Source organism: Oceanospirillum sediminis, from assembly GCF_014164585.1.
In the GTDB taxonomy this organism is placed as follows: Bacteria; Pseudomonadota; Gammaproteobacteria; order Pseudomonadales; family Halomonadaceae; genus Oceanospirillum; species Oceanospirillum sediminis.
In genome coordinates, this window is sequence record NZ_JACJFM010000015.1 from 57,061 (window position 1) to 80,549 (window position 23,489).

Consider the following 23,489-nt stretch of genomic DNA (forward strand, 5'->3'; position numbering starts at 1 on the left):
AAAAATCGAGGCTCAATTTCTAAATTAATCTATTGCTTTACTTAACACGCAAGGCACTATTGTGCCTGAATCTTTTCTGCTACTTTTTGACATAAATCGGCCTTTACAGCACGCTGCGCATGCACAATAGCCCGATAAAAGCCCTCAGCTTCAGCAGCCCCATGACTTTTGACAACAACACCCTGCAAGCCAAGAAGTACAGCTCCGTTATATTGCTCCGGATTCAAAGAACGCCGTAAACGTTTTAGCACAGGGCGGGCCAGTAAACTGATAAAACGGCTATATAAACTCCGGTTAAAAGCTTGCCGTATCTGCTGAAATAAAAAGCGCACAACACCTTCACTGGTTTTTAATGCTGTATTACCAGAAATACCATCACAAACGATTACATCAACATCACCAGTAAAAATATCACTGCCTTCAACAAAGCCCTTATACTCAATGTGCGGACTACTGGAGAAGAGCGCTGCCGCACGTCGAATCTGATCAGTCCCCTTCAACTCCTCCTCACCTACATTCAGCAATCCGACTGAAGGGGAAGCCTTATTCTGCATCACGCCAGCCATCGCACTCCCCATCATGGCAAACTGAAACAGATCATACTCATCACATGCCAGATTAGCCCCCAGATCCAGCATCAGGCATTCACCCGCTCGGGACGGTAACAAAGTACAGATAGCAGGTCGACTGACTCCGGGATACATCTTCAACAGATAGCGACTAATCACTGCCAGCGCACCGGTATTTCCCGCACTGACACAGGCATCCGCCTTCCTGTCTGCCACAGACTGTACAGCCAGATGAATAGATGATCCTTTATAATGTCTCAATGCACTTTTCGGATTTTCATCCATAGCAACACTGATATCGGAATGACAGATTTCAATTCGTGACAGGTAAGCAGAGTGTTCAGGCAAACAGGCTGAGATCTGAGCCTGGTCACCGACAAGAAGAATATACAGAGAAGGGTTTTCTTTCAGCGCCCGAAGCGAGGCAGGCACTGTGACACGGGGACCGAAGTCCCCGCCCATCGCATCAATAGCGATTAGCACAAGGGAGCCAGATTACTCTTCGCCCTTGTCCACAACTTTCTTACCACGGTAGAAACCATCAGCAGTCACATGGTGACGCAGGTGGGTTTCACCAGTGGTTTTGTCCTCAGACAGCGCAGATACAGTCAGCGCATCGTGAGAACGACGCATACCGCGCTTAGAACGGGTTTTACGGTTCTGTTGAACAGCCATGACAACTCACTCCTAATACAACTAGAGGTTGCAGTTAACGTTTGTCCTTCAGCTGCATCAGCACACTGAAAGGATTTTCCGGTTTAGTTTCAGGTTGCGCTTCTTCCACATCACCTGAAACCAGCATTTCACTTGAAACGGAACACTCACCCTCATCGTGATACGATGTGATTGGCAGAGTCAGCAGAATCTCATCTTCAATCACAGGTAAGAGTTCCAGCTTTTCGTCTTCGACGATCAGCGGTTCATACTGTTTCGGTAAGTTAGCAGCCGCTTCATCAGAAGAAGCAATCGCTAACAAAAATTCGCTATCGACATCAATAGGCATCGGCTGCATACAGCGCTGACAACTGACCATTAACTGGCCTTTCAGCTTACCCCGTATAAAGCGTATCCGCTGAGGGTCGATATCGAACTCAAGACGTACATGGCAATGCCCTTGCGTATCAGCCAGAGCACTGATCACCCGCTCGCATTTATCGAGAGGAATATCCCCCTCGATAAAACCTGCATCCCGGGCTAATTTGTACGGCTCGATCGTAATTGGAAGTCGGTCACCAAACATAAGCGCGCAATAATAGGGATATGACCCGCAACTGTCAAAGGATAGAATAAAAAGAACACCAAATATTTATCGACGTTGCGATTATCGACAAGGATTCATCTAATGCTCCCACTTGTTCTTGCTTCCTCCTCTCGCTACCGAAAGCAGCTACTGGAGAAACTAGGCTTGTCATTTATCCAGGCCAGCCCGGATACTGACGAAACAGCACTCCCGGATGAAACGGCACAGCAGCTTACAGAACGCCTTGCTTTGCTCAAAGCAAGTGCTCTGAGCACACATTATCCCGCTCATCTGATTATAGGCAGTGATCAGGTCGCAACCCATAACGGGCGCATTATCGGAAAACCACACACCAAAGACAATGCTTTTCAGCAGTTAAAAGCATTCAATGGACAAAGCGTGACGTTTCTTACCGGACTATGCCTGTACAACAGCCAGACAGGCCAGCATCAAAGCCATGTGGAGCCTTTTTGTGTTCATTTCAGAGAACTGAGCGATCAGCAAATTCTGTCATACATTGAAAAAGAACAACCACTGGATTGTGCAGGCAGCTTTAAATCTGAAGGGCTAGGTATCACTCTGTTTTCAGCCCTGGAGGGAAGAGATCCGAACAGCCTGATTGGCCTTCCTCTTATTGCTCTTACCACCATGCTGCGCAATGAAGGCACAGACCCTCTATCATAGCAGCACAACCTGAAGACACGCCATCATCTGAGATCCCACCTATCAGAGAACAACACCTGCCAGGCAGCGACCTGCCAGGTGTTATCGGACACATGCCATTCAACTGAATCTAATCTTTATTAATAGATTGCCATATTACGTAACGCAGCCTGAACCTGCACCCCAAACTCACGTCCGAGCTGCTTCAACGGCGATGGTTCCGGAGTAAAATCGACCAGACGACCGATACCCACCTTATCTTCAGCCACCTGACGCATACTCGCCAGACCATCAATCAACCCCATCTCCCTGGCCTGCTCACCATTCCAGACCAGCCCGCTGAACACTGACGGATCATCATTCAAGCGATCCCCTCTGCCTTCTTTAACAGCGCGGATAAACTGCTCATGAGTCTGGCTCAACACCGAACGCCAGAAATCAGCCTGCTGTTCACTCATATCGGTAAAAGGGTCAAGAAAAGCCTTATTCTCACCGGAGGTAAAGACACGACGTTCAACCCCGACTTTATCCATCAGCCCTGTAAAACCGAACCCGGATGAGACCACACCAATCGACCCGACCAGACTGGCTCTGTTGGCATAGATCTCATTCGCTCCGGCAGCAATATAGTAAGCCCCGGAAGCGCCAATATCACGAATAACAGCATAAACCGGAGTATCGGGATGCTTTGCCCTGAGACGGATAATCTCATCGTACACTTCACCGGAATGGACAGGACTGCCACCCGGACTGTTAATATTCAGAATAACGGCTTTTGTTCCGGAATCATCAAATGCAGATCGCAATCCCTGAATCAGAAAATCCGCATTAGCTGGCTGCTCATCACCAATAGCGCCCAACACATCAACCACGGCCACATGTTCGCCAGCAGGTAATTCAATCGAATCAGATGATTTCTGCCAGAACATAAAGATCACAACCACGACCACAATCAGGCGTGCAAAACGGAAAAACAGCGTCCAGCGACGAGCACGGCGTTGTTCTTTCAGGGTTTCCATTAACCATTTTTCCATCAGATGCCCGGTATGTGCAGCACCAGATTTTGCGGTGCGGGACGAATTACGCACCGATGCCGCCTGACGCTGAGAAGCATCTGCTTTTAATGGAGGTTCTTTCCAGTTCGATTCACTCATTTTTCCACCTCAGCCGATATCTGGACGATTATCGACGCGATACATCAAGAAGCCAGTCAACCAGATCAGAAAACTGGTCTGCAGTAAAAACCGGATGATATTTTTGCAAACGCTCCGGGTGATGGGCTCCGTAATTTACGGCGATACGGTCCATACCAGCATTTTCAGCCAGCGCCATATCAAACTCAGTATCTCCGACCATCACCGCATCAGACACCTTGAGTTGCATTTCGTGCAACAGTTCATTAAGCATCATAGGGTCTGGCTTCGAACGGGTCTCATCGGCACACCGGGACGCAGAAAAATAGTGTGCCAATCCCGTCTCTTCAAAAACCTGATTCAACCCTCTTCTGCTTTTACCTGTGGCGACGGCCAGCCGGCACCCCGCAGTCTGAAGGCGCTTAAGCCCTTCCTCTACATCAGGAAACAGAGGCATCGCCTGATCTGATGCCTCCAGAAAATGCCAGGAGTAACGCTCTTTTAACAATTGCAGCTGAGATTCATCTATGCCGGGACAGAGCGTTCGAATAGCCTCAGGCAATCCCAGGCCAATGATATCGCGTACGGACTCATAGCTCAGCGCAGGCTGCCAGCCGACATCAAGTGCTGCATTTTGCATACACAGCACAATCCGGGCCTCAGAATCAATTAAAGTGCCATCCCAGTCAAAAATGACAACAGGGTATTTCATCATCCCGCCTCTTTATGCAATTGTTTTAACAGATCTTTCATTGCCTTATCGTGAGGCGCACTCACCCTGATAACGCTACCGGAATCCGGATCAGGAAACCCCAGACTGGCAGCATGCAAAAACATTCGGAAAAAGCCTTTCTGCTGAAAAGCGGAATCTGCCTGTTTGTTGCCATACTTCACATCCCCAATTAAAGGGTGGCCGGTAAACTGGGCATGTACACGAATCTGATGGGTTCTGCCGGTCACCGGCTCAGCTTCCATCAGGGTACATCGACTGAATCGCTCCAGCACTTTAAAGCGAGTGATCGCTTCTTTACCCTGAGCAACATTGACCCGAACCATTCTTTCACTCTGATCACCGGACTTCAGCAAAGGCTGACTCACCTGAACAATTTTATCAGGCCAGCGTCCAGTTACTAACGCATGGTATTTTTTACTGAACGCTTTATCTTTCAGCGCCTGTTGCAGAAAATTAAGGCTCTTGCGATTTTTAGCAATCAGAATACATCCCGAAGTATCTTTATCAAGGCGATGCACCAGTTCAAGAAAATTATCGCCTTCACGCACCTGTCTTAAGGCTTCAATTAGCCCCTGCTTAATACCTGAACCCGCATGAACCGATAAGCCATGAGGCTTATTTATCACCAGCCAGTTATCAGTTTCCTGTAGCACACTCTCCCTGAGCAGCTGTGCCAGCCCGTCGCTCACCGGAATATCTTCCGTTTTTTCCGCGACACGTACGGGTGGAATTCTGACAACATCCTCAGATTGAAGTCGATAAACCGCTTTAACACGCTTCTTATTGACCCGTACTTCACCCTTTCGAATAATTCGATATACCAGGCTTTTAGGCACACCTTTCAGATAAGTGATCAGAAAATTATCAACCCTCTGGCCGTCGTGACTGGCATCAATGGTGACAAACTGGACCGAATTCGTCTTTTCAGACACATAGCCTCCCGGCAGTATTTTGTTCAGCAACGTACAATTAACAGAAATATAAACAGCAGGTATACATTTTTTCCGGTTCGACAACCAGGCAACCATCGCGGAAAATGGACCCGCTAACCCACAGTTAATCCACAGCTTGCTCAAATCAAATTGATGGTTTGCGTGATAACTGCTATATTGCAGACCGCCTGAAATAGTATCGCAAATGTCATCCAGCCCGTGTGAAAGTATTGGCGGGTAAATCAGGCCTTACCTCCGCAAAAAAGCGTGATGGTAACAGATTAAAATTTGAATGCGAGCTGAGTTTTTTCAGCTCGCTTTTCCGTTAACAGCACACCCAGACAATCATTCTGTGCCAACGGATCAACTTATGTTTCGTGTCCGGTGAGTCTCGCGGAACGGCTGGAGTTATGCCGCACAGGCCGATTGCCTGTGTCCGGATGTCATCATAATGTAGTCGCCCGGCCCTGTACCTTGCCACCAGTATGTTTTTCAGCTTTTGCTGCCAGGCAACGAAGACCTGATGACAGCAGAAGCCAACAGACCTGCATAATCGTCTTTAAGCGAAGAGCATAGCGCACGCATAAAAATCTTGATTTCTGTTCCACCAACGATTGTTCCGGATGAACCGGTATTGGGTGTCCCAAGGACCCGAATAGTTTAATGAAAAGAATGCTGATTAACGCAACTCAGCCTGAAGAGTTGCGTGTTGCCCTTGTTGATGGCCAGAGACTATATGATCTGGATATCGAATCTGGCTCAAGGGAACAGAAAAAAGCCAACATATATCGCGGCCGTATTACGCGTATTGAACCCAGCCTGGAAGCTGCGTTTGTTGATTTTGGCGCAGAGCGCCACGGTTTTCTGCCTCTGAAAGAAATTTCAAAAGAGTACTTCTTTAAAAAGCCATCTGAGATCAGTGGTCGCATCAATATTAAGGATGTGGTTAAAGAAGGCACAGAGGTTATCGTACAGGTCGATAAAGAAGAGCGAGGCAACAAAGGTGCCGCGCTGACCACGTTTGTCAGCCTGGCCGGACGCTATCTGGTACTAATGCCAAACAATGCCCGTGCCGGTGGCATCTCCCGCCGCATTGAGGGTGATGACCGTACTCAGCTGCGCGATGCGATGAACCAGCTGACGATGCCATCTGATATGGGCGTGATTGTTCGTACCGCAGGCGTTGGCCGTAGCGCTGAAGAACTTCAATGGGATCTGGACTATCTGCTGCAGTTATGGGATGCCATCAAGAGCGCTGCAGAAGAACGTTCAGCTCCGTTTCTGGTCTACCAGGAAAGTAACGTTATCATCCGCGCAATGCGTGACTACCTGCGCCAGGATGTGGGCGAGGTTCTGATTGATAACCCGGAAGTTCATACTGAAGCGATGAATTTTATCCAGCAGGTGATGCCGGGCTACCAGAACAAGATCAAACTGTACGAAGATCCTGTTCCTCTGTTCAGCCGCTTCCAGATTGAAAGCCAGATCGAAACGGCCTTCCAGCGTGAAGTTAAGCTGCCATCCGGCGGCTCTATCGTTATCGATCACACAGAAGCCCTGGTTTCCATTGATATCAACTCAGCACGCGCTACTCGTGGTGGAGATATTGAAGAAACAGCACTGAATACTAACCTTGAAGCAGCCGATGAAATTGCACGCCAGCTTCGCCTGCGAGATATCGGCGGTCTGATTGTTATCGACTTTATCGATATGACGCCGGTTAAGAACCAGCGTGAAGTTGAAAACCGCATGCGCGATGCTCTGAAAGTCGATCGGGCTCGCGTACAGATCGGACGCATCTCACGCTTTGGCCTGATGGAGATGTCCCGCCAGCGCCTGCGTCCATCTCTGGGTGAAACCAGTGGTGTGGTGTGCCCTCGCTGTGAAGGCCAGGGAACCATCCGTGATGTACAGTCACTGGCTCTATCGATCATGCGTCTGATCGAAGAGGAAGCCATGAAAGACAGAACCGCTCAGATCCGGGCGATTCTGCCAGTCAACGTAGCAACCTTCTTGCTGAATGAAAAGCGCAGCACCCTGGCGGACATTGAGGCCCGTCAGAATGTCGGCGTACTGGTTATCCCTAACCCAGATATGGAAACACCTCACTACGAGGTCGTTCGTCTGCGCGATGATCACCTGGATGCTACAGGTGAAGAGTCCAGCTTCGAAATTAATCTGACTCAGCCTGAAAAAGAAGAAGACACGGCAGCACCCGCTAAGCCAGCTGAGCGCCAGAAAGCGGCGGTTCGCAGTGTAGCACCTAAAGCACCAGCACCAGCTCCTGCACCTGAAGAACAGAAAGGAGCAGAAGTAGCAGAAGGCTTCTTCAGCAAACTATTTAAAGCACTGGGAAAAGTCTTTGGTGGTAATGACAACGCCTCTGCTGAAGCAGACAAAGACGAAGCTAAGAATAAAGAAAGCGAGCACCAGAAAGAAAAGCGCCATGACAAACAGCGCTCTCGCCGTCGTAATGAGCGTAAGCCTCGCCGAGACAAACGCGATGATCGTCGGGATAACAAAGACGAGAAAAAAGCGGATGACAATGGCGATCAGGAAAAGCGCAATAACGATAAGCCGAAGAAGCCTCGCAATGACCGCCGTCGCGTAAAAGAAGAGAAAGAAAGAACGGATAACGCGACAGAAAGCACAGAGAATCAGGAAAACACCGGACAGGACAGTGAAAAAGCACGTCCGAAAAATAAGCGAACTCGCAATAATCCTCGCAGACGTCGCCGTAATCGCAATAATGAGGAAAAGAGTAACAATAGCACTGAAAATCCAGCAACCGGTACTGAAAAAGTAACCACTTCTGAGACCCCAGAGCAAGCAACAACAGCTCAACCAGCTGCAGCACAAGCTTCGGAAAAAACAGAAGCTGTTGAGAAAGCGGTCAGAAAAGGGCCTCAATCAGTACAAGCTGAAGCGCCGAAAGCACCAGAAGCCAGCAAGCCTGCAGAGACAACAGCAGAAAATGCCGAAGTTTCCTCAGATGCCGCACGTGCAATCTGGGCTAAAGCTGAAGCGACTATCGCCGCTCAACAGGATGATCAGCCTGAATCAGCAGAAGCCACGGTTGCTACAGAAGCTGTAGCCACAGAGACAACAGCAGAAAACAAGCCTGTTACTCAGGATGAAAACTCTGTGTCAGTGGAATCAACAGCACCTGCGAACGAAGCGCCAGTAACACAAGTAGCACCTGATGATAATCAGCAGTCATCTGAGGCACCTGTAGCAACGATTACGGAAGTGGTAACGTCTGCACAAGACGAGACACAACCGAAAGCGGTACAGAGCACAGAACATCCTGTAGCAGAAACGGCCAGTGAGCCTGAGACAGTCGAAACCGTTGCTGAAGCCCCAGAAGCCAGTGCAACTCCGGAAGCTTCGGTAACAACGGATGACACGCCACCGACTGAAGGCGTTGAGCTTCCGACATCTGCTGACAACACGACAGAAGCAGAAGGCAATGAAGCTCAGGCCTCTGAGGTGATAAACAATTCAGAAACAGCAACCGCCGCTTCTGTAGAAATCGCATCAGAAGCTGCCCCGGTACAAGAAGTAACCGAGGCTCCGGCAACGACTGCTGCAGCTGATGGAGCATCAGAACAAAATGCAGACACTGCTGAACTGTCAAATGAGGCAGTAGCCACTCAGGAAGAGCAGCCAGCAGAATCTGCTGTTGAAGCCGTTGCGACACCTCCAGTATCTGTTGCAGAAGAAAGCACTTCCGAAGTGACTGAGCAACCTGCAGGTGAGGTAGTGGCGGCAAATACAGCAAGCGCTACACAGCCGCCTGCAGCCACACCTTCTCGCCCAAAACGCATGAGTCGTAAACAGCGAGCCAGAGTGGCTGTCGAGACAGGTACAGTTGAGCTGAAAATTCCGGTCATTAAACCCGGAGAAGGAGCAGGTGCAGGCGAAACACCTCGCCCTGAGCCTAAAAAGTCAGTGAAGAAAGCCAGAACACGCCGTACTGGCGGCGGTCGGGTCCATAACGACCCAAGACAGGCTAAACAACAACCGGTCGACCCGGCGCTTAATTCTTCTGAATCCACGGAAGATTAAGCAACAAGCAAAAGGCCAGCTCAATGAGCTGGCCTTTTTCATATTCAGATAACTAAAACAACAAATCACTGGCCGCTATCTTTTGCCTGGAGGGTGATGCCCGCTCTGATTACCAAACTTCCCTCTTACAGACCGCCCCTCAGGCTCCCCAACTGCTGAATCTTTAGCACCGGTATTCAGTTTATAACGATTATCAGCCATACGCTCCATGATAGAACTGATTCTCTGCATAGAATCAACCACCGTATTCAGACTGTCTAATTGCTCCTGAAGCTGACACTTCAGTTGTTCCATATGTTTCAACACAGGAGCAGACTCAGGTTCTTTTCTGGAGGCAGATTTCAGTACAACACTTTCAACAGAGATATTCAGCTTTTCAGGTTGGGTCCGTGCATTCATACATCACCTTTGATGTTGTTTACCTGTAGCTATACCTTGTCAGGAGCAAATGAAAATGAGGTTTCAGCCAGGTGAATACTTAAGGACAAAATAATGAAGCGTTACCAGAAGTAAAGCGCTCTGAGGCGGAGCAGTATGAGAAAAACGCACCAATCAGATATGACTGATCAGTGCCGTTATTATCTGTATCAAGGGGAGATCGTGCGGATTAAATCACTCAACTTTGGCGGTTCAATTTCCAGAGTGACTGAAAACTTCTCCAACACCCGGCTACGAATATAATCAGCCAGCGTTAAAAGCTCTTCAGCACTACCCTGTCCATAATGCACCAGCACCAGAGCCTGTTTATCATACACACCGACAGAGCCTGCTCTGAACCCCTTAAGCCCACACTGCTCAATCAGCCAGCCAGCGGCAAGCTTCATCTCAGAAGCTTCCCTGCCTTTTACAGGATATACAGGTATATCCGGAAAATGCTCTCGCAGCTGCTCGGCTGTTATCCGATCAACAACAGGGTTTTTGAAGAAACTGCCAGCATTTCCGGGATTATAAGGAGCCGGTAACTTACTACTCCTGATTTTACAGATCTCATCAGCAATATTTGCCGGAGTTATTTCTGCGTCAGTCATTCTTGCAGCAAGATCACCATACGCCAGAACAACGTCTGCGCGACTTTTACTAAGCTTAAGCTCCAGCTCAGTAATAACCACTTTACCTGCCAGCTGTTTCTTAAAGATACTATCCCGGTAGGCAAAATTACATTCCTGCTGACTGAGTTCAAACGCAGCACCAGAATCAATAAACAGACCTCTCACACATACCAGACGATCAGATAACTCTACACCGTAAGCTCCGATATTCTGAATAGGTGCAGCTCCTGCCATCCCTGGAATCAGCGCCAGATTCTCAAGCCCGAAGTACCCTCTGGCAACAGAATCCATCACCAGATCATGCCAGCAAACTCCCGCTCCAACCGTTAACAGAACCTTATCATCTTCACACTCTGAATAGCGAATGTGGTTATTCGCCATTCTGATCAGTAATACCGGAGGATCACAGTCCACAATCAGATTGCTGCCACCACCAATGGGCAGTACAGCAAGGTTATACTGACAGGCAAACTCCAGTACTGAGCGTAAACTCTGTTCAGAATCCGGGCTAGCCAGAAAACCAGCCCTGGCAGAAAACCCCAGAGTATTCATACTCTTCAGCTCTGCATCGGCTTTTATTCCTTCTGGCAAAACTGACATTAATTCCTCAAACCCGGTCACAACTGGTACTGCCTTCTCAGAGAATCCAATAACTTTTCACCAGCAGCTTCTACCAGATCAAGCACCAGCTCAAAGCCATCATCCCCACCATAATAAGGATCGGGCACTTCTCTGACTCCCAGCTCGGGAGCACAACTCAGAAACATATCAAGGTGAGCCTTACTATTGACAGGCTGCAGATTCATCAGCCCATTGTAGTTAGCCTGATCCATCGCCAGAATCAGATCAAAACGATGAAAATCATCTTCGGTTACCTGACGCGCTCTGAGCTTGCTCAGATCATAGCCTCGTTCTGCAGCTGCAGCCTGAGATCTGGAATCAGGAGGGTTTCCGGCATGTCCGGCCCCGGTTCCGGCTGAATCAACCAGTATCTGCTCATCCAGGCCTGCTCTGGCAACCAGGCCGCGAAAAACGCCATCAGCCGTTGGCGAACGACAGATATTTCCCAGACAAACAAAAAGTACGGAGATCGCTTTATCATCTTTCATGCAGATAAAATCCATATACAGAGAGAGTTTCTGCGATTATAAAGCAAAGTCATCAGAGATGTTGTCACGACCACCGGTATATAGCCTCATGATTCTCTGGCAGAAGGAATCAGGGTAAACCAGAACAGATCAATCAGACAGGAACACATAGTCGCAACCGTCACCAAAGCCGCTTTTACCAGTAATACATCCGATAGGAAACTGGCATACTTAAAAGCACAAAAAACGAAAGCAACGGATATTAAGGCAAGAAATAATACCAGACGAAAAGTCTGACTGGCGTACTCATCTGCATTCAGTCTTTCAGGGCGAGCATAAGGCGTAATAAACAGAATCAGTAACACGACAGCCAGAGTAACAGGGTCCAGAAAAATGGCCTCAACCCCATCTGTTACCGTCAGACAAAAGCTGACAACCAGAAGAGCAAGAGCGCCTCTGGCTATTTTGCAATAAGGGTTTAACAGAATATAAGCCTCACCTGAATAATCAGATGGTAGTTCACGATGGCTGTTCTCAGCATCCATGATTCTCAGACTCCGGTAGTCAATCTGCATAACGGCAGGTTAGTTAACCAGTATACAAAGAGAAGACAGCGACACCCTGAATCGGGTTACACGCATCTTATGTCATGGCGTAAGGATATAAGTAATTGAAGCGTCACTCTATTACAGAAAATTACATTCAACCCGGCTAGCAGAACACAGGCATCCGAAAACGTTTCAGCTTAAAACCACCATCAGATTTATTCTACCCGACAATAAAAGCCACTAAAGCTTATGGAGCCTCAGATACCAGCGCCCGTACTCGCTCCAGATCTTCAGGAGTATCCACTCCGGCTGGATGATCTTCATCTGCCTCGGCGACATGAATACGTACACCATTCCATAATGCCCGCAATTGTTCCAATTGTTCAGCCTGTTCAATCGGTGCAGGAGACCAGCGCACAAAGTCATTCAGCATTTTTACTCTGTAACCATATAAGCCAATGTGTCGGAATAAAGGAGAAGGCGGCAGTTGATCAGACTGATCTGCAAAAGCATCTCTTGCCCAGGCGATGGTTGCTCTGGAGAAATAAAGTGCATAGCCCTGATGATCAGTCACCACTTTCACCACATTAGGATTATGCACCGCACTAACGTCAGAAATACGCTCACACAACGTCGAAATGCCAGCAGCAGGATCAGCTGCCAGATTATGCGCCACCTGATTGATCAGGCGTGGAGGAATCAGGGGTTCATCTCCCTGAACATTAACAATGATATCATCCGAGTAAAAACCACATTGACTGGCAACTTCCTGCAACCGGTCAGTACCTGACGAATGTTCAGGAGACGTCATACAGACTTCAGCCCCGAAGCTTTCAGCAACCTGCTTAATTCTTTCATCATCTGTGGCAATGATGATACGTTCAGCTTCGCTTTTAGCCGCCTGATCATACACTCTTTGCAGCATCGACTTACCAGCAATATCCAGTAACGGCTTGCCTGGAAGACGAGAGGAAGCATAACGGGCTGGAATAACTACAGTGAAAGGCATCACTATCTCCTGAATGGGCCGGGCAGGAAGACCTGCCGGGGATACAAGTTACTTTTCCAGACGCTCATCGGCTGTCAGAATACGCGCTTCATTTTCCAGCATCACAGGGATATCATCCCGAATAGGGAAGGCCAGACCATCCACTTTACAAATCAGTTCATTCTGCTCTTTTTTATATGTCAGGCGCCCCTGACAAATAGGACATACTAAAAGTGCAACCAGTTGTTTATCCATTAGTTTTCTCTTTCTGAATGGTCAATAATTTCTGATGAATATCCTGCATTATAACCGGATCGACAGCGGCACTCACATCCAGCACCCAATGTTCTTCTGTTAGCCAGGCTGCGCACTTCACGGCATCTTTAGCAGTCATCACTACAGGGCTTCCATTGGCAGCTACATCATCCCTGGAGAAATAATAATGATCAGGAAAAGACTGCCCTGACACTGTCAGCCCCAGTTGTTCCAGCGTATTGAAAAAACGCTGCGGATTACCGATACCAGCAATGGCGCGTACAGAATGATGAAAAGGCCTCTGACCAATCTCCAGACACTCACCGGAAACAGGTTGTCGCCACTGCAACGGTTTAAGTGACATCTGAACCGGTGTCTTATCAAAATATTTCCCGGGTGAGCCATTGCCGTTAACGACAATGTAATCAACAGTTTTCAGTCTTGAAGCAGGCTCTCTCATAGGCCCAACAGGCAAACAATGCTGATTACCCAGCTGTCTCTGGCCATCAATAACCACCAGTTCCAAGTCCCGCCCCAGACTCAGGTGCTGCAGGCCATCATCACTGATAATCAGATCACAGGAGGTCTCAGATAAAAGATAACGTGCGGCCCTGGAGCGATCCGGATCAACCACAACAGGCACTCCGGTCTGCCCTGCCAGCATGACGGGCTCATCACCCACAACCCCGGTATCAGTCTCCGGTGTTACCAGAACAGGGTAATGATCACTTTTTCCACCATACCCCCGACTGATAACACCGGGTTTCCACCCCTTCTGCTTCAGATAATCGACCAGAGCAGCCACTAAAGGGGACTTGCCGGTACCACCGACTGTAATATTACCAACAACAATGACGGGGACAGGCGCTTGCCACTGTTTTTGCAGCTTCTTTTTCTGATCCCGTGCCGCCAGAGCCAGATATAATTTTTCCAGAGGCCAGAGCAATAAAGGCCAGCGCGCCCGACTGTACCAGGCATCTTGCAACACCTTCAACGGGATGCCTCACTGACATCATCATCAGAAACAGCTGGCTCTTTCACTTCAGAAAACTGCATAGCATGCAGCTGGGCATAAGCCCCTTTTCTTTCCAGTAATTCAGCATGGTGCCCGCTTTCAATAATTTCGCCCTTATCCATCACCATAATGACATCAGCATTTTCAATGGTTGATAAGCGGTGAGCAATCACAAAGGTGGTCCGATTAGCCATCACACCATCCAGTGCTTTCTGAATATAGCGCTCAGACTCTGTATCCAGTGCCGAGGTCGCCTCATCCAGAATCAGCACTGGTGCATCTTTCAGAATAGCGCGGGCAATCGCCAGGCGCTGACGCTGACCTCCGGATAACAGAACACCATTGTCACCCACTTCTGTATCCAGCCCCTGAGGTAACTCTTCGATAAATGGCAGAGCGTAAGCCGCCTGTGCTGCAGCCTCAATTTGCTCACGAGTCGCATCCGGCTGACCATAAGCAATGTTGTTCGCTACAGTGTCATTAAACAGAGTGACCTGCTGGGTCACCATAGCGATCTGCTTACGTAAATCCGTTAAAGCAATATCACTCAGAGAGTGGCCATCCAGCTGAATATCACCACTATCTAACTGGTAAAAACGAGGAATCAGATTCACCAGGCTGGATTTACCACTGCCTGAACGCCCAACCAGAGCCACAACTTGTCCGGGTTTAACGTTAAAAGAGATATTCTTCAGCGTTACTTTATCCGCTTCAGGATAAGTAAAAGAAATATTATTAAAGCTGACGTCTCCCCTGGCTCTGGTCAGTGTTTTCTGACCATGATCTTCTTCATTGGGGCAATCAAACTGCTGAAACAGATCTTCAGCGGCAGCAACGCCCCGCTGAATCACATTATTCACTTCTGTCAGCTGGCGAATAGGCTTAGCCATTAACGATGCAGCAGTAATAAATGCAATAAACTCCCCAGGGGTCATCTCCCCCATCACATCCGGTGACAGTGCCAGCCAGACCAGAATGCCCATTGCGATAGCTACAATCACCTGAACCACAGGTGTACTCATTGCTCGGGTAGCAGCCATTTTTATAAACTGGCGCCTGTTATGCTCACTGGCGTTATAAAAACGCTCACGCTCGTATTCGATGCCATCAAATCCACGTACTACCTGATATCCGCTGATTGCCTCTGAGGCAACGTGAGTGACATCGCCCATCGATTTCTGGATCTTACGACTGATCTTACGGAAACGCTTACTGGCGTAAGAAACCACCAGACCAATCAGAGGGGTCAGGGCAATAAAAATGAGGGTCAGACGCCAGTTGTTATAAAACAGATAGATCAGCAGACCCAGTACAAAAATACCCTCCCGAATCAGTACCGTTACAGCACTGGAGGCAGCATTCGTCACCTGATCGATATTAAATGTCAGACGTGAAATCAGATGCCCGGACGACTGGCTATCAAAATAATGGATGGGTAAAGCCAGATATTTATCAAATAACTGGCAACGTAGTTTATGGACGACGCCTCTGGCGACGACTTCCATAAAGTAGATACCCAGAAAACTGCCTACACCACGACAGGCAAAAGCAGCAATCAATAAGGTAGGAAACAGCACCCGGAATTCAGAGCCTCCGGTTTCGATAGAATCCACCAGATACTTCATCAGCTCCGCGAAGGCCGTGCTGGAAGCTGCGTAGATGATATACCCCAGGATACTCAGAGCAAATGCACCGGTAAAACTCCTGACATAACCCAGTAAACGAAAATAGATACGAGTGACGCTGTCCTTATCATCAGATAAGGGTTTTGAATGTTCTTCGGACAAAACATTATCCTGTTACTGCATCGGGAATATCCCGGATATTAACGGTCAGATTTCCAGCCAGAATGACTCAGGCAGAAACGTCTTAAATATAAAAATATATACCAGCTGATTATTTACTATGCGTACGGGCAGCCAGAGTCTGAAAGCTTATATTCGTTAACCCGGCTCCGGATAATGCATCCAGTACACCGGACACATCCCGATGCAATGCTCTTTCATCTGCCATGACCCGAACCAGATCAGGCCGAGCCTGTTCATCCTGGTATGCATCGAGAGCATCAGGTAAATAGGTAACGGCATTTTCATTAAGAAAAACCTGACCATTGTCTTTAATGGAAATCAACATAACGGATTGCGCAGATGCAGGTATTTCACTGCCATTAGTCACCTCAGGCAACTGCAGTTTCAGTTCTGAAGGACGATCAAAAGTGGTCGATACCATAAAGAAGATCAGCAGCAGAAACACCACATCAATCAATGGAGTCATATTCAGAGAAACCGGTTCTGTATGGCTACGCCTGAACTTCACTTATCGCCCCCGTTATAAACTTCAGGCTCCATCTGCCCATGAAGATGTGTTTTCGGTGTTGCCCCGGTTGGCCTGACATTCAGATCTGCATCGTCATAAGCACGCTGACCATGCAACTGCTCAACCAGATGAATAGACTCCTGCTCCAGATGAACAACAAGTTCTGCTACCCGCCGCTCAAAAAAGCGATGAAACAGCAGTGCAGGAATAGCGATAGCCAGCCCGGCCGCGGTTGTAATCAATGCTTTGGAGATACCTCCAGCCAGCACAGATGCCTGCCCGGAGCCCTGCTCCATAATCACGGCAAACACTTCAATCATGCCCAAAACGGTACCCAGCAACCCTAACAAAGGTGTAATGGCGGCAATCGTCCCCAGCAGGCTAAGGAAACGCTCCAGTTCATGCACCACAGCCGTTGCAGATTCTTCGATCGCCTCTTTCATGATCTCGCGACCATACTGATTATTGCGTAAACCACTGGCAAAGAGTTTTCCAAGAGGCGAATGTCGCTCCAGTTCCAGCAACTGCATCGGCGATAAGGTCGTCACTAATGCTTCTCTCAGTACCTCCTGCCTTAATCCGGCCGGAGCAATACGGCTTTTTCTTAAACTCCAGAAACGCTCAAGAATGATAGCAATAGCGACAACAGAACAAACTATTATCGGTAGCATCAGCCAGCCACCAGCAGTTAAAAACAGTTCCAAGAGATGTCCTTGTCCAGATCAGTCGGGCCATAAGAATCCGGCTAGTTTACACCATCGTCCCCTGGCTCATAAACAGAAACCCCGGTTGTTTACTGACTATTTCTTCCATAACCATCTGAGAGGCAGTTGCTGTTGCACATATTCCACCCGGAAACGAGCCTCAGTACCAGTCACCTCCGGCAACAATGAAACAGATCCCATATCAGAGGTCGTGTACTGTTGTATGCCAAGTTGCCGGCTTCTTCTTTGTACCTTTGCAGCCGGATGTCCGAAGCGATTCTTATAACCAGCAGAATAAATGATACCAACCGGTGATACAGTGTTAAGAAATAACGCGCTGCTCCCCGTGTGACTACCATGATGACTGGCAACCAGCCATTGACTCTGCAACTGATCGCCATACAGATTAACCAGTTTTGATTCAACGGAATAATCAATATCGCCGGGTAGCAACAGATTCAGATCAGGATGCACCACAGAAGAAACTTTCAACACGCAGGAACGATTATTATCAGATGCTTTTAATTGACGATCACCCGGCTCAGGAAACAAAAACTCAAACCGTACCTGATTAACCTGCCAGTGATGTCCGGCATAGCACAACACAGATCGTTGATAATTCTGGTTGTCAGCCCGATATTCAGATCCAGCATTTTCATTTATGGAGTTTTTGGAGGAGACACTATTAAAGCGTTTGGGCTGGCCGGTATAAAACGGAGGCTGATACCAGCCTTCCAGACGACTCAGGCCACCGCTATGATCATTATCATCATGACTGATAACCAGATGGTTAAGCGGATATGCCACAGCGCCAGCCTGGCGCAGGCGTTTCAGTTCGGGCAGCAGAGCCAGCTGGATGGGCGCAAAACCAGAACGAAACCCAGGCCCGGTATCGTATAGCAGCCGATAATCCCCGGTAGAAATTAACACCGATAATCCCTGCCCAATATCCAGTACATCAGCCCGGAATATTCCCGGAGTGCTTTTCCGGGTATCGGAACGGAAGAACAATACCAGAAACACTATAACCAGCCAGGGGGCTCGCCCGGTTACCCCCGGAATAGCTAAGACCAGAGCGCAACAAAACAGAAAAATGCCGCTCAGAGCGCTTCCGGGCCAGTAAACCGTCCATTGCTGACAAAACTTAAGCCACTGCCAGAACAGCTGTACAGACTCATTGAGTACAAACATCAGGTTATCAGCCGGAAATACCAGAATAAGTAAAGACAGAGGCAGAATGACCAGGGTCACCAGTGGAATAGCCAGTAAATTAGCCAACAGACTGCTAAGAGCAGACTGATTAAACCAGATGTACTGCATACCAGATAAACCGATAAACAGCACCAGCTGAATATGTATCAGCTGATACAGGCGAAAAGTCCTGCTACGTACCATTCCGGTAAAAAACAGCAGCAGAAAAACAGCTGCCACACTGTAATAAAAGCCCGCCTGAAAAATCAGCCACGGGTTCCACATCAGCAGAAAAATCACTGCCAGCCAGAGAACTCTCCATGGCGAGGGGCTGATCAGTAACATATTCAGACCTATCCATATCCCCAGCATCAGTAAAGCTCTCTGCACCGCGACACCACCAGGCCACAGACTCAGGGCTGGTAACAACAGAATCACCGGAAGGCATTGAAACAGAATAATCCACCACCAGCGATCATAGCGTCCTGACGACTGCAGCAGATGCCCGGCTTTAACACCCAATAACATCAGCACAGCCAGATGCAATCCAGAAATAACGACCAGATGTACCGTGCCGGTATCCTGCAGTAATAACCACTGCTGGTCTGAAATATACGCCTTGTTTCCGGCCAGCAAAGCCTGCATCAGAGCATAGACAGGCATCCCATCCAGTGACGTACCAGACCTGTCGGGTTCAGAGGCTTGTCTATTGATATATTCTGTATCCTGAGATACCTGATCAATACGTTCCAGCCCCAGTGAACGCCAGCGGTGAAGTATCGAATTGAAATATCCGGAATCTTTGCTCTGGACATGATGCCGAACCTCTGCTCTGACATAACCACGGGCAAAGATACCCTGACTCCATTGCTTCAACCGATACAGATTCACCGGGGAATAGATAAAGCCTCTGACAGGAAATAAGCGAACCTGAAACTGATAATGATCACCTGACCTCAACGCATTGACAGGCTCATTTCCCTCTTTCTGGTACCAGCCTGAACGTATCAGACCATGAAAGTGACAGGGTTCACCTGTTTTTACTAACTGGCAGTGCTCAACCTGGAATAAAAATCTCTGGCGCCCGGATAAGGAAGGCAAAACTGCCGTAACCTGACCTGATACCTGCAGATCCTGGCCAGCCAGCCATACCGGTAATGTCTGATGTAGCTGATATGAAAGGTGCAGGCTACTGAAAAGATAGGATAAAATCAGCAATGAGAAGGTACGGGAAGCGCTGCGCCATAATGCTACAGATAACCATAACAAAAACAATAAAACTTCTGCTGGCGGCCAGTCGTGATCAAGACTTCCGGCAACCAGACCCGAAATAATAACAAGAATCCACATCATCTGACCTCCCTGTCGGCGTGATGTACTGATCTGTCTCACTGGTGGACAGATCAAATATGTGGATAATAATCCGCTCTCTACAGGTGACCATAAACATGCCAAGACGAATCATCAAGAAATACATGCCTGATCCTAAAAAGCTTCAGGAACAGAAATCATTGCGCTTCCTTGGCAAACTGCTGGAGGACCCGGGTCTGCTGCATCTGACCCGACGCTCCGTTGCTAAAGCCTTTCTGGTAGGGATTTTCTTTGCTTTTATTCCGGTGCCTTTTCAGATGGTACTGGCTGCTGCAGGTGCCGTTCTCCTGCACTGTAACCTGCCTATATCTGTGGGACTGGTATGGATTACTAACCCGATCACAATGCCAGTCATGTTTTATGGTACGTATCTGGTAGGTTCATGGTTGTTAGGTGTGGAAGCGCAACCCATGCCAGATGAGTTAACTCTGGACTGGCTCAGCGATCTGATTGCAGAAGCCTGGTGGCCATTATACTTTGGCTCGGCAGTCACCGGAGCTGTTTTTGCCGTACTCAGCTATTTTGGTATTCACCTGCTCTGGCGCTGGCATGTCAATAAAAGCTGGCGTACTCGTAAGAGTAAACCGGAAAATAATGGTTAATCCGCTTTAGCATTAACACGTTACCTGTCTCAGTTATTTTTCCGATGTGTGGTTATGCCTGTTACCGGCATAACCACACATTCCTGAGACGATCACAGCACATCGTTAATCGAAATACCGATACCAATACGCTCATTTCTCTCTCTGTAATCAGCCAGAGTATCACCATAACCGGTTCGTGCCAGAATATAGCCCTTATAACGCTCGCCAATCGGAAAGCTCCAGCTGAGCTGCAGATTCCCACGCTCAAAACCACTTTCCAGATGGTTTCGAGAACGCAGCGTCACCACATGGCCGTTTTTACTGTAAGCCATGCCCAGTTCAGTCAATCCAACATAACGATCCAGATCCGGGTTATCATCATCGCTTTCAGATTCTGGAATCCGGAACCAACGTTTCAAAGCAATTCCCCAATCGCCACTGGCAAACATACCGGCAATAAATGCCCTGTTCCAGCTCCTGGACAGATCGCCTCCCTGTCCATTGGACTGATGATTCAACCCTACGGTTACCGCTTCCAGATTCAGATCTTTAAATAACTCGTATTCAGTGCTGGCCCTGTAGATAATTTCAGGCTCATACACACTTTCACGGAATGGCGCAGAACTTTCATATATCTGCCAGAACGACTCCTGAGTATAGGTTGCAAACAGGGCATCTTTTTCCAGAAAAATATTTTTATCTATCGGAAATTTCAGGCTGAGCTGAAAATGAGCTTCTGTCGGGCTGTACTCTCGTCCACGATTTTTTTCTGAAGCTTCATGACCACTGTAATAACTGGCAGGCAGAAAAAAGTTTGCCCGGTATGGCAAAAAAATCAGCGGATTCTCAGCCAATTGACGCTCCTCAGCGATACGCTTTCTCAGAGCAGTAGGGGCCGATGTGGCAGCCTGTTCTGGCGCAATCTTTTCAGCAGACGTAACTGAAGCCTCTCCACTGACATCAGCCTGTACAGCACTTGCTGTTATTACCAGCGATGTCAGTAGTGCTGTTTTGCCATAATTCATCTTATAGTGTCCCATTAACAATCTCCTGCTCATGTAATTGCCCCAGATGCAGACGAAAAACCCGATCCATACGCTGTGCCAGAGCCAGATCATGAGTCACGGTGATAAAGCAGGTATTATGTTCCCGGCCAATATCCAGCATTAGCTGATTCACCGATTCCGCCGTATTAGGGTCCAGATTCCCTGTAGGTTCATCCAGAAGAACACAGGCCGGATCAGAAATCAGCGCACGGGCAATCGCGACACGCTGGCGCTCTCCACCCGATAATGCTGAGGGTTTATGATCCATACGCTGTTCCAGTCCGACCCGGCTTAACAGCGCACGGGCATCAGATAATATCTGTTTCCGTTTACGGCCTCTGATCAGCAGAGGCATAAACACATTTTCCAGTGCTGTAAACTCAGGAAGCAGATGATGTAACTGATACACAAAACCCAGCGACCGATTTCTCAGACGCCCCAGCTGTGCATCTTTCATATCACTCAGATCCTGGCCATCAATCACAACCTGACCTGAAGAGGGTTTATCCAGCCCGCCTAACAGATGCAGCAGCGTGGTTTTTCCAGAACCAGAGCTGCCAACAATCGCCACACGCTCGCCTCGATACGCCCTGAAATTAAGCTGACTCAGCACCTGAATCTCTTCCGGACCATTGCTGTACACCATTGCCAGATCAATGCATTCCAGCACAGGCTCTTTATCTGCAGACACTTTCATCGTCTGCTCAGCAGCATGCTGATTTATACCGGTATTATTCATAACGCAACGCATCCGCAGGCTGAATTCGGGACGCCCGCCAGGCGGGATATAAAGTAGACAGGAAACTCATCACCAGAGCCGAACTGACAATAATCCAGACATCATCCATCCGCAGTTCAGAAGGCAGATAGCTGATAAAGTAAACATTACTGTCCAGGAACTGAATATCAAATAACTGTTCAACCCAGGCGACGAAGTCACTGACATTCAGGGCAGCCAGTACACCAAGCCCTGTACCAATGGCAGTTCCTGTCAGACCAATCACCACCCCCTGTACAATAAAGATGCCCATGATCATACCTGGTGTCGCGCCCAGTGTTCTGAGAATCGCAATATCACCTTGCTTATCGGTCACCACCATGACCAGAGTAGAGACAATATTGAACGCAGCCACAGCAATAATAATGGTCAGTAACAGACCTATCATACGTTTTTCCATCTGGATCGCCTGAAACAGGTTGCCATGGGTTCGGGTCCAGTCACTACCACGCATATGCCTTGGCATATCCTGCAGTTGTTCCCAGACCACCTGGCGGGCATCAAACAGATCCGTCAGCTGCAGCCTTAAACCATGAATATCATCACCCAGACGCATCAGAGTCTGCATATCCTGCAGATGAGCCACCGCCAGGCTGCCATCCAGATCAGCACCAACACTGAACATCCCCACCACAGTGAAACGCTTCATACGGGGAAACACACCTGCCGGAGTAATCGATGCTTCTGGTACCATCAGAGTTACTTTATCGCCAACAGTGACTCCCAGAAAGCGAGCCAGCAGATCTCCCAGTACAATGCCAAACTCTCCGGGTCTCAGATCATCCAGGCTGCCATACTTCATGTGCTGATCAATAATCGAAACACGACCTTCCTGCTCAGGCAGCACGCCATTAACCAAAGCACCCCGCACATTACCCCGGGCAGAAAACATTCCCTGAGCCTTCACATAGGGCACTGCAGCAATAATGCGTTCGTCTTTTTCCAGTTCCAGTGCGACTTCAGGCCAGTCCTGAAAGCTGCTTTGAGAAAATACCGTTGCATGGGGCACCATGCCCAGAATGCGCTGACGCAACTCCCGGTCAAAACCGTTCATAACGGACAGCACCAGAATCAGAACGGCAACCCCCAGGGTCAGACCCACCATAGAGGTCAGTGAAATAAAAGAGATGAAATGATTACGCCGCTTTGCACGGGTATATCGTAATCCGATAAAAAAAGGAATTTTGTCTAACATCGTGTCCGACTCAATCAAATACC

23 protein-coding genes are annotated in these 23,489 nt (G+C 48.4%); 3 read left to right on the top strand and 20 right to left on the bottom strand.

All coding sequences use genetic code 11. The features are described from left to right. Positions 1 to 56 precede the first annotated feature (56 nt). From plsX to H4O21_RS12750, 3 genes are read right to left on the bottom strand one after another with little or no spacing between them, the layout of a single operon-like run. A complete protein-coding gene (gene plsX, locus H4O21_RS12740) occupies positions 57 to 1,052 on the bottom strand; it encodes a phosphate acyltransferase PlsX (RefSeq protein WP_368737550.1) in 996 nt (331 codons plus the stop codon). Between the two features lie 12 nt (positions 1,053 to 1,064). After that, positions 1,065 to 1,244 (bottom strand): 50S ribosomal protein L32, encoded by a 180-nt coding sequence (gene rpmF, locus H4O21_RS12745; protein ID WP_182809255.1) that lies wholly within the window; start codon positions 1,242 to 1,244, stop codon positions 1,065 to 1,067. Positions 1,245 to 1,278: 34 nt separating this feature from the next. Next, a complete protein-coding gene (locus H4O21_RS12750; protein WP_182809256.1) occupies positions 1,279 to 1,809 on the bottom strand; it encodes a YceD family protein in 531 nt (176 codons plus the stop codon). A 102-nt stretch (positions 1,810 to 1,911) separates the two neighbouring features. On the opposite strand from H4O21_RS12750, the gene H4O21_RS12755 reads away from it, so the two are divergent. Beyond that, on the top strand, positions 1,912 to 2,493 hold the full coding sequence (locus H4O21_RS12755) for a Maf family protein (protein ID WP_182809257.1): 582 nt from the start codon (positions 1,912 to 1,914) through the stop codon (positions 2,491 to 2,493). A gap of 119 nt (positions 2,494 to 2,612) precedes the next feature. Here the strand turns inward: H4O21_RS12755 and H4O21_RS12760 are convergent, their stop codons facing one another. From H4O21_RS12760 to rluC, 3 genes are read right to left on the bottom strand one after another with little or no spacing between them, the layout of a single operon-like run. Beyond that, entirely contained in the window at positions 2,613 to 3,626 is a 1,014-nt protein-coding gene (locus tag H4O21_RS12760) for a S49 family peptidase (RefSeq protein ID WP_182809258.1), read from the bottom strand. A 28-nt stretch (positions 3,627 to 3,654) separates the two neighbouring features. After that, positions 3,655 to 4,320 (bottom strand): HAD family hydrolase, encoded by a 666-nt coding sequence (locus tag H4O21_RS12765; RefSeq protein WP_255487292.1) that lies wholly within the window; start codon positions 4,318 to 4,320, stop codon positions 3,655 to 3,657. Beyond that, positions 4,317 to 5,270, bottom strand: coding sequence for a 23S rRNA pseudouridine(955/2504/2580) synthase RluC (gene rluC / locus H4O21_RS12770; RefSeq protein ID WP_182809259.1), 954 nt, complete (start codon positions 5,268 to 5,270; stop codon positions 4,317 to 4,319). Before rluC ends, H4O21_RS12765 begins: the two co-directional genes overlap by 4 nt. A 663-nt stretch (positions 5,271 to 5,933) precedes the next feature. On the opposite strand from rluC, the gene rne reads away from it, so the two are divergent. Then, positions 5,934 to 9,338, top strand: a complete 3,405-nt coding sequence (gene rne / locus H4O21_RS12775; protein WP_182809260.1) for a ribonuclease E — start codon at positions 5,934 to 5,936, stop codon at positions 9,336 to 9,338. Between the two features lie 75 nt (positions 9,339 to 9,413). On the opposite strand, the gene H4O21_RS12780 is transcribed toward rne, so the two are convergent. From H4O21_RS12780 to H4O21_RS12830, 11 genes are all read right to left on the bottom strand, one after another. Further along, positions 9,414 to 9,737, bottom strand: a complete 324-nt coding sequence (locus H4O21_RS12780; RefSeq protein ID WP_182809261.1) for a hypothetical protein — start codon at positions 9,735 to 9,737, stop codon at positions 9,414 to 9,416. 188 nt (positions 9,738 to 9,925) lie between these two features. After that, positions 9,926 to 10,978 carry a UDP-N-acetylmuramate dehydrogenase gene (gene murB / locus H4O21_RS12785; protein ID WP_182809262.1) on the bottom strand — a complete coding sequence of 351 codons (1,053 nt, stop codon included), beginning with the start codon at positions 10,976 to 10,978 and terminating at the stop codon, positions 9,926 to 9,928. 26 nt (positions 10,979 to 11,004) lie between these two features. Next, positions 11,005 to 11,496 carry a low molecular weight protein-tyrosine-phosphatase gene (locus tag H4O21_RS12790; RefSeq protein ID WP_220495644.1) on the bottom strand — a complete coding sequence of 164 codons (492 nt, stop codon included), beginning with the start codon at positions 11,494 to 11,496 and terminating at the stop codon, positions 11,005 to 11,007. Between the two features lie 86 nt (positions 11,497 to 11,582). Beyond that, the gene (locus tag H4O21_RS12795; RefSeq protein WP_182809263.1) at positions 11,583 to 12,020 is read right to left on the bottom strand and encodes a hypothetical protein; all 438 of its coding nucleotides are present in this window, start codon (positions 12,018 to 12,020) and stop codon (positions 11,583 to 11,585) included. A gap of 250 nt (positions 12,021 to 12,270) precedes the next feature. Then, positions 12,271 to 13,032 (bottom strand): 3-deoxy-manno-octulosonate cytidylyltransferase, encoded by a 762-nt coding sequence (kdsB, locus tag H4O21_RS12800; RefSeq protein WP_220495645.1) that lies wholly within the window; start codon positions 13,030 to 13,032, stop codon positions 12,271 to 12,273. Between the two features lie 48 nt (positions 13,033 to 13,080). Further along, complete coding sequence (locus tag H4O21_RS12805; protein WP_182809264.1) at positions 13,081 to 13,266, bottom strand: Trm112 family protein; 186 nt, start codon at positions 13,264 to 13,266, stop codon at positions 13,081 to 13,083. After that, the gene (gene lpxK / locus H4O21_RS12810) at positions 13,259 to 14,254 is read right to left on the bottom strand and encodes a tetraacyldisaccharide 4'-kinase (RefSeq protein ID WP_368737551.1); all 996 of its coding nucleotides are present in this window, start codon (positions 14,252 to 14,254) and stop codon (positions 13,259 to 13,261) included. The genes H4O21_RS12805 and lpxK overlap by 8 nt, the downstream gene beginning before the upstream one ends. 2 nt (positions 14,255 to 14,256) lie before the next feature. Then, positions 14,257 to 16,068: a lipid A export permease/ATP-binding protein MsbA gene (gene msbA / locus H4O21_RS12815; RefSeq protein ID WP_220495647.1), complete on the bottom strand. Its 1,812-nt coding sequence runs from the start codon at positions 16,066 to 16,068 to the stop codon at positions 14,257 to 14,259. 109 nt (positions 16,069 to 16,177) lie between these two features. Then, entirely contained in the window at positions 16,178 to 16,597 is a 420-nt protein-coding gene (locus H4O21_RS12820; protein ID WP_182809265.1) for an ExbD/TolR family protein, read from the bottom strand. Continuing rightward, complete coding sequence (locus H4O21_RS12825; RefSeq protein ID WP_182809303.1) at positions 16,594 to 17,268, bottom strand: MotA/TolQ/ExbB proton channel family protein; 675 nt, start codon at positions 17,266 to 17,268, stop codon at positions 16,594 to 16,596. Before H4O21_RS12825 ends, H4O21_RS12820 begins: the two co-directional genes overlap by 4 nt. 129 nt (positions 17,269 to 17,397) lie before the next feature. Next, positions 17,398 to 19,845 (bottom strand): DNA internalization-related competence protein ComEC/Rec2, encoded by a 2,448-nt coding sequence (locus H4O21_RS12830; RefSeq protein WP_182809266.1) that lies wholly within the window; start codon positions 19,843 to 19,845, stop codon positions 17,398 to 17,400. A gap of 95 nt (positions 19,846 to 19,940) precedes the next feature. Between H4O21_RS12830 and H4O21_RS12835 the strand changes: the two genes are divergently transcribed. Next, the gene (locus H4O21_RS12835) at positions 19,941 to 20,465 is read left to right on the top strand and encodes a DUF2062 domain-containing protein (RefSeq protein WP_182809267.1); all 525 of its coding nucleotides are present in this window, start codon (positions 19,941 to 19,943) and stop codon (positions 20,463 to 20,465) included. A gap of 92 nt (positions 20,466 to 20,557) precedes the next feature. Here H4O21_RS12835 and H4O21_RS12840 read toward each other — a convergent pair whose 3' ends face one another. Genes H4O21_RS12840 through H4O21_RS12850 form a run of 3 tightly spaced genes read right to left on the bottom strand, consistent with a single transcriptional unit; the run spans position 20,558 to position 23,466 of the window. Beyond that, positions 20,558 to 21,487 (bottom strand): phospholipase A, encoded by a 930-nt coding sequence (locus tag H4O21_RS12840; RefSeq protein ID WP_182809268.1) that lies wholly within the window; start codon positions 21,485 to 21,487, stop codon positions 20,558 to 20,560. Beyond that, positions 21,474 to 22,232, bottom strand: coding sequence for an ABC transporter ATP-binding protein (locus H4O21_RS12845; protein WP_220495648.1), 759 nt, complete (start codon positions 22,230 to 22,232; stop codon positions 21,474 to 21,476). Before H4O21_RS12845 ends, H4O21_RS12840 begins: the two co-directional genes overlap by 14 nt. Next, positions 22,225 to 23,466, bottom strand: a complete 1,242-nt coding sequence (locus H4O21_RS12850; RefSeq protein WP_182809270.1) for a lipoprotein-releasing ABC transporter permease subunit — start codon at positions 23,464 to 23,466, stop codon at positions 22,225 to 22,227. Before H4O21_RS12850 ends, H4O21_RS12845 begins: the two co-directional genes overlap by 8 nt. Between the last annotated feature and the right edge of the window lie 23 nt (positions 23,467 to 23,489).